The sequence below is a fragment of the Paenibacillus hexagrammi genome, from assembly GCF_021513275.1.
Lineage (GTDB): Bacteria > Bacillota > Bacilli > Paenibacillales > NBRC-103111 > Paenibacillus_E > Paenibacillus_E hexagrammi.
In genome coordinates this window covers 4,165,699-4,179,482 of the sequence record NZ_CP090978.1, presented here as the reverse complement: position 1 = coordinate 4,179,482, position 13,784 = coordinate 4,165,699, and the positions used below count along the sequence as shown (strand labels likewise).

The following is a 13,784-nucleotide window of genomic DNA, read 5'->3' as shown; positions in this document are numbered from 1 at the left end:
CTACTTATTTCGTTAGAAGAAGATGGTAAGATTTCCTAGGGAGGTGATGGAAACTAATTTAATAAAAGAGAGTGAAATATAACCGGTTTCATCGAAGAGGATGTATGTCCTGAAACATGCCTGGAAACGAAAGGGAGGAAAATAAAATGAAAATGAATACCTGGGGAAAAAGAGTCAGATATAACCAATTGCGTAACGTATTCACTTCTGTGACCTTGTTAAGTACTGCTCTAAGCATGCTGTATACGCCCCAAGCTCACGCAAGAGACAGTGTATTTACGCAAAAAGCGACAGGTCCTCTAGCTTGGAGTACCTATGAATATCAATATGCCAATAATACCTATATGCCTGAAGACAGGTGGAAGAAGAATATCGACTGGCTTGCGGACAATTTTAAATCATATGGATACGATACCGCTATTTCGGACGGTTGGGTGGAAGGTTCAACGAAAGTGAATGCCAATGGATATATCCTTTCGCATAATGACAGTTGGACGCACGATTGGAAGTATTGGGGGATTATCTCGCAGGCAAAGGTATGAAGCTTGGTGTTTATTACAACCCACTGTGGGTAAGTCCAACGGTAGTAGGCAACTCCAATTACAAAATTGTCGGCACCGATATACCTGTAGAATCCATAACGAATGCAGGCGACCGATTTAACGGCGGGCAACCTTCCAGCTTATACTGGGTGGATGTGACCAAGCCAGGTGCGGAACAATATGTGAAAGGGTATGTCAACTATTTTAAAAATGCAGGTGCGAAGGTTTTGCGCGTAGATTTCCTTTCGTGGTTTGAAGATGGGATTGATAAAGGCAGACAGGTAGGCGTTGCGCACGGCTCAGCCAATTACGAATTAGCCCTAAAATGGATGGCAGAGGCTTGCGGAAATGATATGGAACTAAGTCTGGTTATGCCCCATTTGAATAACGAAGCCGCAGTTGAGCTTAAGTATGGCGACTGGATACGGGTTAATGAAGACGCTGCCAATGGCGATTGGGGACGATTCAGCGACATGGACAGAGGAACAAGATTTCCTTATTGGTCACAATACCATAATGCATTTGACGGTTTGATTTACTGGTCGAAAATCGCTGGGAAAGGAAAGATGATTCTCGATGCCGATTTCTTGCGGATACACAATATGTATAAAGATGAGGAAAAGAAATCTGCTATTTCACTTGTTGTGTTGTCGGGAGCGCCAGTTATCATGGCAGATGAGTATGATACGATTGGCGGCGCATCTTGGGTATACCAGAACACGGAACTGCTCGAACTAAACAAGAAGGGATTTGTAGCCAAGCCATTCAGCAGCGATCCTCAACACGCAGATAGTATGAAGTGGAAAGGGCAGCTTGCGGATGGAAGCTGGATCGTCGGTCTTTTTAATAGGGACAACGGTTCTGTCACGAAAAGCATTGATTTCGCATCTGATCTAGGGATTTCCGGTTATGCATCGGTTAGAGATTTATGGAAACATCAAGATCTAGGAAGCATGAACAGCTATAGTGATGCAATCGGCCAACACGACGTCCGCATATTGAAGATTACGCCGGGGGCAACACCTCCGCCGCCTAAACCGGCCAAGACGATTCCAGGTCAAATTGAAGCGGAAAGCTACGATAGCATGTCAGGCGTCCAAACGGAGAACAGCGGGGAAGGCGGGCAAAATGTAGGTCACATTGATACCGGAGATTGGATGGAGTATACGGTTGATGTGAGCACCGCTGGGGCATATAAGGTAGATTCAAGAGTGGCTAGTATTAACAGCACAGGCAAATTTGATTTGAAGCTGGATAATCAAGTGCTTACTTCAGTTCAGGTTCCTGATACAGGGGCTGGCAAAATTATACAACGGTGTCGAGTACGGTCGATTTGCCAGCCGGCCAGCATAAGCTGCGCATAGAATGTGCGAGCATGAATTATAATATCAATTGGATCAAATTTTCCCCCTCAGCGGACAATCCTACGGACCCGGATGATCCCAGTGATCCTGGGAATCCTGATTCTCCTGGCGGTACTGCTGTGGAAATATCTAACCCTGGCTTTGAAAGCGGAGATTTGACGGGTTGGACAGAGTGGCATCCATCCGGACAATCCCCTAAATACGGAATTGATGGTAATGATGTGCACGGCGGCGGCAAGAAGCTTTGGTTGTGGAGTTCGGGACCGTATCAGCAAAGTGTTCATCAGGTGAAGTCAGGACTTTCGAATGGTTCTTATACAGTACAGGCTTGGATGAAACAAAGCTCGGGGGCTCCCTTGGTTAGCAGGATGGAAGTAGCCGGTTATGGAGGCGATCTTGTCTATGTCAACGCAAGTCATGGCTCTGAGTATCAGTTGTACACAGCCACCGTCAATGTGACTAGCGGAAAACTGGATATCGGATTCTACATTCAGTCAAATAGCGCAGATGCTAACTTGCAGATTGATGATGTAGTACTTATGAAAAATTAACTGTTTGATAGTTATAGAAGAAAGACGAATCAGCAATGATGATCGTCTTTCTTTTCTGTTAAAATAGGTGTATGCAGATAAGTGAGGTGGGCGCTCTAATGGCTGTGCTCAAGCAATTGCGATTCAAAAATAGTGTGGCGAGTAAAACCATAGCAGCGCTGCTAGTCGTTATTTTAATCCCGACCATTTTTATCAGCGTTCTTTTTTATGTTTCAGCTTCAACCATTGTTAAGCATAATGTGCGCCAAACGTCATTACAGTTGGTTGGACAAGCTGCTGATTCCTTGTCTAACATTTTAAATGTGGGAAGTGACTCTTCTAATTTGATCTTTAGCGATACCTCCATTCAAAAGCTGATTACGCTGGAGGATTCAATAGAGCTTTCAAATCAAATGGACGCCGCATATATTACCAATACGTTGAATAATATCGCTTTCTCCAACTCGTTTGTGAAAATGGTATATGTCCTGAGGGAGAATGGGGGCAGTTGGGGGAGCGGCACTTTTTCGCAAAATAAGCTGAACCGGTTTACCCTCCACAATTTTAGTTGGATCAAGAAAGCTGACGAAATGGATGGTAAGATGGCCTGGTCTCCCATGCAATTTGATTTGTTTAGCGGCGCAGGAGAAAACATCGACTTAGTCATACCTGGTGTTCGGGTCATGAAGGATTTCCGTGATCTGCACAACATTGGTTACATTATGATTAATATTGACGGCAAAGAGGCTTTAAAGATTATTTCAAGGCTAACGCTCGGCAGAACGGGAACCTTCTTTGTTGTAGATCGTGAAGGGAACATGATGATTAACAAGGATATCACCCTCGTCGGAAGTGAAGTGGCGGATGAGTTGAAAAGTCATCTTTTAGATGAATCCGTAAGCGAGTTCGAGTATGAGGAACAATCCGTTACCTATTATGGGGTGAAGCACACACTTTCGAACGGTTGGATTATTGTTGGCATTGTACCGACTCAGGAATTAACTGGACAATTGGATCATCTCCGCGGTTCGATTTTTAATTGGAGCATTGGATTGTTCCTACTTGCGATAGGTATCGGACTATGGAGTGCCCGGAAAATCACTTCGCCTATTAAACAACTGACCAAACAAATGAAGCTTGTAGGGGAAGGAAACCTCGATGTGCGAACAACGATTGAGTCTTCGGACGAGATTGGCATGCTTAGTTTGCAATTTAATAAAATGATTTACCAAGTAAATGAATTAATGTATCAGGTCGAAGAGGAACAGTCAAAGAAGCGTAAGGCGGAATTACGCGCCGTAACCCATCAAATTAATCCGCACTTTATGTTCAATACGCTGAATACCATCCGCTGGTTGATTAAATTTGGCGATAAAGACAAAGCCTTTGAAGGAATCACCAACTTTAACCGGTTAATGGAAGCGAATATGGGAAAAAAGGAATGATGATCACTTTACATGAAGAATTGGACATCATTGCACATTACTTGCCCATTTTACAATTGAGATATAATTTAATCTTTTCGCTGATTCTACATATTGACGAAGCATGCAAGAAATCATTGATTCCGAGGATGATCTTACAACCACTCGTTGAGAATTCAATTTTTCACGGAATTGTACCCGGAGGGCAGGATGGTGTCATAGAAATAACGGCTTTAAATCAGCAGGACGCTGTTATCGTCAGCATTCGAGATAATGGTATCGGAATGGAACCGAATCGCATGAACATTCTTACCAATTTACAGAGTTCGCAGCATTTTAATGAAGTTGGGATTGGTTTGAAGCATGTCTTTGAATGCATTGAGCTGTACTTTCCGCCAGGTTCTGAATGTTCATTTCATAGCGAGATCGGGCGAGGCACGACAGTTACACTTAAACTTGTCAAACAACGGGGTCCCGAACATCCAGGAGGTGAACAGTATGTATAGGGTAATGATTGTAGATGATGAGCCCATCATTCGTTCTGCAGTGAAATCATGTATTAATTGGAACGATAAGCGATTGAAGTTTGTGGGTGAATACGCTAATGGGCTTGCAGCTCTTCAAGCATTAATCGATAGCCCGGCGGATATATTGTTCACCGATATCAAAATGCCTGTGATGGATGGACTTGAATTGTTAAGAAAAGCAAAAGGGATTTGCCCTGATATAAAAGTGATTTTAATTAGCAGTTATCAAGATTTTGAGTATGTGCGAGAAGGTATGGTGTTGGGGGCAATCGACTATATACAGAAGTCAACGATGGAGCCTGATCAATTGGATGGAGTTATCAGTCGTTCCATAGAGTCGCTTGAGAAAGAGAGACTGATCCAAACAAGCCTGGAACGATTAGAACAAACCAAACGGGATGAAGATCGGAAGAAAATGGAATACGCTTTGAAGAAACTGCTTTCAAAAGGAAATGCAGGAGTGGTTGAAGTTGACAAACAATTGATCTCTGCTGAATTTCAGCATGGGTACATAATGGTGCTAGCGATTATTAGCGGGATAAGAGAATTACTGGAAAAGAATGGTTATTTATATGTAGACATGTTAATGGATGAGTTACAGGAGCAATTTTATGAACGTCAGGTGCAAGGAATCGCAATTATGACGAAGTATAACTCTGAGATGCTCTTTGTTATGCCGCCTTATATAGGTACTTTCGATATGATACAAGAGCTGAAATTGGAGTTGGAGAAAAAGTCTAGTTTACGTCTCACACTTGGTTTTTTGCAAGCAGATGAGCCGCGGCAATGGATAGACAATTATGGTTATTTAAGCAATCTGCATGAGCTGTGTTTTTTCCATGGGGGCGGCGGGATTCATGAGTGGCAATCGGACCGCTTCACGTTGATGTCTCCTCATACCGGTAAACAGGAACATGACTTAGCAGGAAAGGATCTTCGAATTCTGCAGTGGTATCAAAAATGGATGAAGATAGGGGCTTCATCAGAGCAAGTCAAGAGGGCAGCATGTGACTTATTATCGAACACGCTGAATGTTCGTATGGAGCCTGCATTATTGGTCGATTACAGCCAACAAATTATGAAAAGCGAGACTCTGAATGATGTCCTATCTTTACTTTATTCAGGCATGAATGAGCATGATGCCCAGCCTCAGACGAATACTTCTGATAACACAACGGCTAGCATAATTGAACGTGCAATTGCTTATATCCACGAACATTTTACGGAAGACATAACTCTGCAAATGGTAGCCGAACATGTGCATGTTAGCAGAAATTACTTTAGTTTATTATATAAAAAGCAAACCAATTTAAATTTTATAGATTATCTCATCCAGCTACGTATTAAAAGGGCGAAGGAACAGCTAAGTCTTACAACGGCCAAGGTTTATGAAGTGGCAGCAAATTCCGGTTTTAAAGATGTCAAATATTTTAGCAAGTTATTCAAGAAGATAACAGGTATGTCCCCGCTGGAATATCGTGAGCAGCTGCATCTTGTGGAAGAGGAGTGACCGGTATGCGTATGATCAAGATCATACCTCTTTTAACAACAGTGTTTTTGGCAGGTTGTGGACAAGCCTTCATTGACGGTCCTCTGGAAAAACAGACAATACCTACGTCAAAAGTTGAAGTGGTTATGTGGCATACATACAGTGAAGAAGAAACGAAAGTTTTTGAGAATGAAGTGATTCCGGAATTCGAGCGTCTACATCCCGATATAATCGTCACTCCGGTTCGACAGCCTTATAACTATAGATTGAAAGATGCGCTCATTTCCCGATCATTTTCAGATAAAACACCTGATCTTGTTCGAATGGACATCATCTGGTCACCGGAGTTTGCTGATCTCGGGCTGCTGTACCCGCTAAGTCGTTTCTCAGATTTTGAAACTGTAAAGCAAAAACTTGTAGCCCCAACGCTTGAAACGAATCAATATCAAGGACAATATTATGGTCTGCCGCTGAACATGACGACTAAGATAGCTATTTATAACAAACAGATGTTAAGATTGAGCGGTTATGCAGCGCCTCCCACAACGATGTCTGGCCTACGAGAAGCAGCAGATGTTTACCATGATATTTTGGGCATGCAAGGAGGCGCAATGTGGAATTATGGACCTTATTTTATCGGCCTCGGTGGGAAATTGCTCAATGAATCCAATACTGCGGCATTAGGTTATCTGAATAGTAAGGAGAGTATCTGGGCTGTGGAGCAAATGAAAGACATGCTCTTCCAAGGGACTTTCAGAATCAGTTACTTGCTAAACCGTGAAGATAGTTGGGGGAATGTCATTCAAGGTAAATTATTTATGTTGGATGAAGGACCGTGGTTTTTTAGCTCTCAAGCAAGTGCTGCAGGTCTAAAGGAGAGTATTTTGGATAAAACTCTTCCAGCCCTTTTCCAGGTGTATCCATTGTAGGCGGAGAAAATTTGGTGATGATGAAAGAATCCAAGCATTCGGAAGCTGCATGGACCTTCATGAAATGGATGACAGGTAAGGAAGCGGGGGAAATGATGATGAAAGTGGGAATCATCCCTGCTAATTCGGAAGTTACTTTTCCGAAGGAAGTCCAGGATAATCCCTTCATAATGGCGGCCGTTGAGGGGTTGAAACATCAGCCTTCTTTAAGACCAGTTGTTCCTCATTGGGATTTAATTGACGAAGTGTTCGGCCAAACTATGAACCGTATTCTGGATAATCAAATCTCCGTGACGGATGGATTGAACGAAGCTGCAGCCAAGATAGATACAATTCTTAACTCGAGGAAAGTCGAATAAGCAAATATGATCAAGAGCCGAGGTATATGTTTCAATCTCGGCTCTTGATTTTGTTACTGCTGCTGATGGAGATTGGACGGCGGTTCCACAGGTCTGGCTCGGAATCTGTAAATCAGATACAGGATACCGAATCGGTCCGAGTTACTGCCAGCATAGATGATCAAGAACGAACAGAGAAGCATCTGGGGGATTGTACTTATGGAACCAGACAGGAAGAATGACATGTTCATGAGCATGCCGACAAGAGAGGCAACTACGGTGTATGTACCAAGAATTAGAGCTAATCCAATTAGAAACTCCCCCAAGGGATTAGAAAGTTAAACCATTTAACATGAGGAATTGCAAATGACTCTAGAAAATGTCCCCACCAATGCTGTACGGTAGGTTTTTCTCCTGAGGAGCTTAAAACTGCGTTGTGCAAGTAGCCGGTGGCGTCAAACCTCTTTTCGGAAGTGAGTTTTCCCCACCCTGAAGTCAGCCATTTCCACCCCAAATACAGGCGGATTATCAATAGAAGAGAAGCACCCAATCTGCTCTCCTTAATGAGCAAATCACATTTTGTCATATCATTGCCAACTCCATTTCATATATTTGGTATACGAATCAACTCGGTATTCACACCACCCATCCAAATATAAATGGCCATTAAACTAAAGAGCAGCAGGCAGAAACTAATGATCACAAATGTACATCGACCCCAGATTGGCCAATGATTAAATTGAAGGAGTGCGTAAGACTTCCCTTTGCCTTCGATTATAAATATGATGAATAGCGTATGAATAACCGTGTGTCCTACTATTTCAGTGAAGCCGAATACGAGAGAGGTAAGCAGGAACATTCCGCTTAGCAGGAATGCTGTGAAGCGATTTAAGATTCCCAGAACGAATGACCATCCAAGAGCAATCTCAATAAAAGCGGAAATCATGACGAATTCATCCGCGGTAAAGCCAAACGTTGGAATGCCATACTCATGGATCAGCGATTCTGCTAATCCTGGCATCGTTAATTTTTCCATGGACAACCAGGCTAATGACATTCCAGTACTTGTATAAAGGACAGGAAGCAAGGGGAGATTCCAGTTGCTGTTAACTGCAAACAAGTAATAAATGATTCCTGCATAGAACACGTAGTCAAGAGAATGGAACAATCCATATTGCAAAACGGTTTCGGTACTTAAAATGGCGAGTGCAATGCCGCTCATCGGAAGCAGTTTTCGATGTGTTAAACCTGCTATAGCCAAAATAAGCACTACATATACCCAAAGTGCGTCAGGTTTAAGAGTCGGTGCTAGGTAAGAATGGGTGAATAACTGAAGCGACAGCCCTAAACCAAGTCCAACCCGCATAATGGTTAATTGGTAGCGCTTTAGTCGATCTAAACCATGTAAAAATTTGCTGACGCAGCAATGTCGTTCGATCCTATCATTGATGATCGTAGCGAGAATTAACGCAAATAGTGTAATACCAAGCCAGAACAGAAAATGTAAGGAAATGATGTCTCCCAGCTGATGAGGCTGCCAACCATGGTCATCAACAAACCATTTTACATGTGCATACATGCGACCCTCCCTATGATTGAAATCATGTGTCCCCCTTCGAACAGATCGTAACATCTTACCAAAGAGATGTCGGTGTTCTATTTTCTCACAAGTAGTGGATTATTTCGTGATTTTAATATGATGAAATAAAAGACAATCTGAAGATTTTTTTACACCATTAATTGGAAAAATGAGTGATATTATGTAATCGAGGAGGTGGGATGTAAGCGGATTCATATGGACGAGGTAAAACGCAGTGCCTTGTCGTGAAGTAATCATATTCAGGTTGGGAGGAAGTTGTAATTATGGAAATGATGCAAGCAGTAACAAATTTAAATGAAAGAACGGAGACTTTACAGAAGAAGTGGATGTATAATCTGGGTATTTTATTCCTTATTATTGTAGGCTCCATACTTGTCGCTGGCAGCGCATCCGCTCACGGTTATGTTGAAGGTTCTCGCGGCGACCTATGTACGCAAGGTGTAAACACGAATTGTAGTAATGTAATTCCTGCGGATACAGAACATCCCGGGACTTTCCCACAGTCCGGGGCTGAAGACGGAAAAATCCCAAGTGCTGGCCGTCCTTATGCTGTTCTAGATGAGCAATCCAGCAGTCGCTGGTACAAACACAATTTCCAGTCGGGATATCATGAATTCCATTGGATTATTCCTGCCCAGCACATTTCGGATAATTACAAGTACTATATTACTAAACCTGATTGGAATCCTAATCAACCACTGACTCGAGATTCCTTTGATTTAACGCCGTTTTGTTCGGTAGATGATAAGGGTAAATCACCTGGAAATCCAACACATGGTTGCGTCATTCCTGAGCGCAGCGGCTATCATGTCATTTTAGCTCTATGGCAAGTGGATTACACGGGCAACACCTTCTATTCGGTAATTGACGCGAACTTTAACGGAACAAATCCAGATCCCGGCCCTGGTACAGATCCAGGAACAGATCCAGGAACAGATCCAGGTACGGATCCAGGTACGGATCCAGGAACAGACCCTGGTACTAATCCGGGTTCCGATCTGTCTTTACTAAACGCCGGATTTGAAAGCGGGAATATCAATGGCTGGACAGCTTGGCAGCCGGCTGGCCAATCCGCTAAATATGGGGTGGATGGCAGCGATGTTCATGGCGGCAGCAAGAAGCTTTGGTTCTGGAACTCATCTGGCTACCAACAGAGCGTTCATCAGGTGAAGACAGGTTTGGCTAACGGATCTTACACAGTGAAAGCATGGATCAAACAAAGCACCGGCGCACCTAACATTGCCAGAATGGAGGCAAGCGGATACGGCGGCTCTCCTGTATACGTGAATGTTGCCCACGGTTCCAGCTATCAGCAATATACAGCAACTGTGAACGTCACGAACGGGCAGCTTGATATTGGCTTCTATATTCAAGCAAACGGCGGCGATGCCAACTTGCAAATTGATGATGTAGAATTGATTAAAAATTAAAAATGTAATGAGTGTCAGCAAAGAGGCTGTCGGGGCAATATGCTCTGATTCAGCCTCTTTTTTTGCTGCAAGAATATTTTGAATTCAGTCAAGCATTCCATCATCTGGCGTCTACATTCAATCCCTTACGTGTTATTGATTATGTTTAAATTTAGAGGGATTTGTCGAAAAGAAGTCGTAGTCTAATGAATAAGGAATTGTTTCTGCAGGAGTTGAAAAACATGGTTAAACGATTATCCGAATCCATAAGTATGAAAATATTCATAACCTTTTTCTTAACCTTCTTGGTTATAATTTCGGCTCTAGGGCTATTGACTTATCAGATCGCCAAACAAAATATTGTCAACAAGGTGAAAGTGAATTCAGAGCAGGCTGTCGAACAGACCGTTAAACGCATGGATTTGAAACTGGAAGCGTTAAAAAATATGACTTTTCTTTTTACCGACGACCAGAAGCTGCAAGAAGATATTGTCACAGATAGTGCGCAGGAAAACGATGGGACTTTTGAGAGCTTGCAAGCTGCTAATCGAATTAAAATTAAGCTTTCATCCCTGTTGACGACAAGCAGCGCCATACATTCTGCACAGCTGCTTCCGTATGATCGTTCCAAGAATGAGGAATGGTATCAAAATATTGTAAAGGGTGAGGGTAAAGCCATTTGGTTACCAACGAGGAACAATCGATTTGTAACAGATATATCAGAAAACACATTTGGTTTAGGCAGATTAATTAAAAATAATTTGAAAAATAAACCGATTAGGGTGCTTCTATTTGAGCTTAAAGGTTCCTTTTTACAAGATGAAATGAAAGGCCTTGAAACATCAGATCATAACAGGCTGTATATGATCGACTCAATGGGACGTATTATGGAAACAACGACTACGAGTGACAAGATTGGAGATGCCGCCAGCTGGTGGAAGAATTCGCCTCTATCTAGGGAAGCTGGTTCCTCATCCTTTCAATTGAAGATAGGAAGCAAGGAGTATCTGTTTATACACTATACCTCAGCAGAAACCGGATGGACATTGGTGAACCAGATACCTATTCAACAATTGGTTAGTGAAGCAAGCAATATTTGGCGTATCACCGCGATCATGGTGATGATTTCTATTCTTTTGTCCATTGGTATTGGGGCACTTATCGCTCGTAGAGTAGGAAGACCGCTCTCGGAGCTTAGTGAACTGATGAAGAGAAGCGAAGATGGGGATCTGGAAGTAAGGGCGGATATCCGCTATAAAGATGAGATTGGCCATGTAGGCCGCAGTTTCAACAACATGATCGTTCGTTTGAATGAATTCATTCAATTAAAGGCACATACCGCACAATTGGAAGTACAAATCAGTCTTGAATCCAAACATAGACAAGATGCACAATCACTTAGTATAGCTACTATGAGCTTAAGCTCAACACTTGAAATGGATGATTTACTTAAAGTTGCTTTGCGTAATTTATATAAACTTGTGACCTTCGAAACAGCTGAAATCTACAGCTTCCAAGAGGGTACAGCCTATCTGGCTATGGGGGCTTTTCCCAACGCACTAGGAGATTTCACTTTTGAAGAAGGCATGACAAATAAACAATTTAATTATATATTTACATCCGATCATGAACAAAGATGGATTTCGATAGACGATGGGGCAGCAACGGGCAAGAGGACATTCGTGATGCCGATTCATACAAGCAACAAGGAAAAAATATTTTGTTTTTCAGTCGTACACGAGGAATTACCAAGTGAATCTGCTTTGGAGAATATTTTTGCCTATTTTAACCAAGTTTCTGTTGTCATGGAAAATGTGAATCAATATCACGAAATGCTAGTCCTTGCGACAACCGATGGTTTAACAGGAGTCAGTAACCGACGTCATTTTATGCGTCTAGCCGAGAATGAGATGAAGAAAGCCAGAAACGAGCACTCAAACCTTTCGCTGATCCTGTATGATATTGACTTTTTTAAAAAGTTTAATGATCAATACGGTCATTTGGCGGGAGATGAGGTATTAAAGATGATTTCCAATCGAGTCTCAAAGAATCTTCGAGATGGTGATATCATGGGGAGGTATGGAGGTGAAGAATTTATTATTCTTCTGCCACATACGTCACTCGCTGCAGCGTTACAGGTAGCTGAATCTCTTAGAGCCGCGGTAGAATGCGAATGTGTCTTGTTTAACGACACGAGTCTTCGGGTAACGGCAAGCTTTGGCGTTGCGGAGGTAGGAAAAGGCGAGCATTTGCTGGAGGTTATTAACCAAGCGGACACTGCCTTATATGAAGCTAAAGCCAGAGGAAGAAATTGTGTAGCTTCAAGCCTTGATATTAGGAGTGCTTAGGAGGACTTATGAAACGTGTAGGAGTTACTGTACTGTCGATAGTCACCATTGCCGCATTAGTTTGCGGATGCAATGTAAGTCAGCCTTCAGATTCTTTGAATACAGGAGAACCACAAGCGAGCAAGGTGCAGCTTCGATTTCTTCAGAATAAACTGGAGGCTAAAGAAATTTTTAACGAGCTTATAACTGCATTTGAAAAACAGCACCCCAACATCGAGATCACTCAGATTAATGATCGTGAAGCCGAACAATTGCTGACCAGCATGGTAGCTAAAAACGATGCTCCAGATTTAGTCGCGATAGGAGCTACGGATACATTTGTTACACTTGCTAATACTGCGGTTTTTTCTGATTTTTCAGGTGATCCAAGTGTCAAAAATATCATGCCTACTTATATTGACACAGTCAGGGCACTTAGCTCTTCGGGGCAAATCAACGGGATTCCATACTCAGCGAATGTTAATGGAATCCTTTACAATAAAGCATTGTTTCGGCAATTTGGGCTTCAGATTCCAAAGACTTGGCCAGAATTGATTTCATTAGCTGAATCGATCCGAGAAAAGAAACAGACCCCTTTTACTTCACATTTAAAGAAGCATGGACGACTCTGGTGTCTTTTAATGCAATAGCTTCTAATCTGCAAAGCGATACATTTATTCAGCGGAGGCTGGAGGGGAAGACTGCGTTCATAAAGGAATATGGAGAAATTGCAAAAAGACAATTGGAATTGCTTCCTTACGGAAACGCTGACTGGAATCAAAAAACATACGGAGAAGGTAACATTGCCTTTGCTAATGGCGCATCGTTCATGTATATCCAAGGATCGTGGGCGATTCCTGAGATTAAGAAGGCGAATCCGGAAATCGAGCTGGGAATATTTCCTTTTCCCGCTACGGATGATCAGAGCAACAACCGACTTGTTTCTGGCATTGACAGCCTTATAACGGTTTCACGGAGTTCAGAACATCCAAGCGAAGCTAAGGCATTTTTGAACTTTCTTTTAGAAAGTGAGAACGTGAAAAACTATCTATCCAATCAGAATGCTATAGCTACAGAAGAAAACATGCATCTTGAAAATCCGATATTCGATGATTTAAACGATGCTTTTCAGCGGAAAGCCATAGTTGATTATGCGGATCATTCGTTACCGAATGAAATGCTTTTAGAACAAATTGTGCAGAAGTTTCTCTTTAAAGGCAATATAGAAGATTACTTGACTGATTTGGACAATGCGTGGGACTCTACGCACTGAAAGAATCATGATACTCACAAAGATCCTACATT

At 42.4% G+C, this 13,784-nt stretch carries 12 protein-coding genes and 1 pseudogene; 12 read left to right on the top strand and 1 reads right to left on the bottom strand.

Annotation, left to right across the window (positions count from 1 at the left end; all coding sequences use genetic code 11):
- Positions 1–146 precede the first annotated feature (146 nt).
- From L0M14_RS18930 to L0M14_RS31155, 8 genes and pseudogenes are all read left to right on the top strand, one after another.
- Positions 147–542 carry a hypothetical protein gene (locus tag L0M14_RS18930; RefSeq protein ID WP_235118174.1) on the top strand — a complete coding sequence of 132 codons (396 nt, stop codon included), beginning with the start codon at positions 147–149 and terminating at the stop codon, positions 540–542.
- Positions 539–1,890 (top strand): annotated as a pseudogene (locus tag L0M14_RS18925) (carbohydrate-binding protein); the annotation flags it as partial. The gene L0M14_RS18930 and the pseudogene L0M14_RS18925, both read left to right, overlap by 4 nt.
- Before the next feature lie 27 nt (positions 1,891–1,917).
- Positions 1,918–2,457, top strand: a complete 540-nt coding sequence (locus tag L0M14_RS18920) for a carbohydrate binding domain-containing protein (RefSeq protein WP_235118172.1) — start codon at positions 1,918–1,920, stop codon at positions 2,455–2,457.
- A 98-nt stretch (positions 2,458–2,555) separates the two neighbouring features.
- The gene (locus tag L0M14_RS18915; RefSeq protein ID WP_235118171.1) at positions 2,556–3,881 is read left to right on the top strand and encodes a sensor histidine kinase; all 1,326 of its coding nucleotides are present in this window, start codon (positions 2,556–2,558) and stop codon (positions 3,879–3,881) included.
- A complete protein-coding gene (locus tag L0M14_RS18910; RefSeq protein ID WP_235118170.1) occupies positions 3,878–4,366 on the top strand; it encodes a sensor histidine kinase in 489 nt (162 codons plus the stop codon). Before L0M14_RS18915 ends, L0M14_RS18910 begins: the two co-directional genes overlap by 4 nt.
- Positions 4,359–5,897, top strand: a complete 1,539-nt coding sequence (locus L0M14_RS18905; protein ID WP_235118169.1) for a response regulator transcription factor — start codon at positions 4,359–4,361, stop codon at positions 5,895–5,897. Before L0M14_RS18910 ends, L0M14_RS18905 begins: the two co-directional genes overlap by 8 nt.
- 5 nt (positions 5,898–5,902) lie before the next feature.
- The gene (locus L0M14_RS31160) at positions 5,903–6,805 is read left to right on the top strand and encodes an extracellular solute-binding protein (RefSeq protein ID WP_260115370.1); all 903 of its coding nucleotides are present in this window, start codon (positions 5,903–5,905) and stop codon (positions 6,803–6,805) included.
- 17 nt (positions 6,806–6,822) lie between these two features.
- A complete protein-coding gene (locus tag L0M14_RS31155; protein ID WP_260115482.1) occupies positions 6,823–7,164 on the top strand; it encodes an extracellular solute-binding protein in 342 nt (113 codons plus the stop codon).
- 583 nt (positions 7,165–7,747) lie between these two features.
- Here the strand turns inward: L0M14_RS31155 and L0M14_RS18895 are convergent.
- A complete protein-coding gene (locus L0M14_RS18895) occupies positions 7,748–8,722 on the bottom strand; it encodes a hypothetical protein (protein WP_235118168.1) in 975 nt (324 codons plus the stop codon).
- Between the two features lie 284 nt (positions 8,723–9,006).
- Between L0M14_RS18895 and L0M14_RS18890 the strand changes: the two genes are divergently transcribed.
- From L0M14_RS18890 to L0M14_RS31145, 4 genes are all read left to right on the top strand, one after another.
- Positions 9,007–10,173: a lytic polysaccharide monooxygenase gene (locus L0M14_RS18890; RefSeq protein ID WP_235118167.1), complete on the top strand. Its 1,167-nt coding sequence runs from the start codon at positions 9,007–9,009 to the stop codon at positions 10,171–10,173.
- A 221-nt stretch (positions 10,174–10,394) separates the two neighbouring features.
- The gene (locus L0M14_RS18885; RefSeq protein WP_235118166.1) at positions 10,395–12,500 is read left to right on the top strand and encodes a GGDEF domain-containing protein; all 2,106 of its coding nucleotides are present in this window, start codon (positions 10,395–10,397) and stop codon (positions 12,498–12,500) included.
- An 8-nt stretch (positions 12,501–12,508) separates the two neighbouring features.
- On the top strand, positions 12,509–13,129 hold the full coding sequence (locus L0M14_RS31150; protein WP_260115369.1) for an ABC transporter substrate-binding protein: 621 nt from the start codon (positions 12,509–12,511) through the stop codon (positions 13,127–13,129).
- On the top strand, positions 13,111–13,752 hold the full coding sequence (locus L0M14_RS31145; protein WP_260115368.1) for an ABC transporter substrate-binding protein: 642 nt from the start codon (positions 13,111–13,113) through the stop codon (positions 13,750–13,752). The genes L0M14_RS31150 and L0M14_RS31145 overlap by 19 nt, the downstream gene beginning before the upstream one ends.
- Positions 13,753–13,784 lie beyond the last annotated feature (32 nt).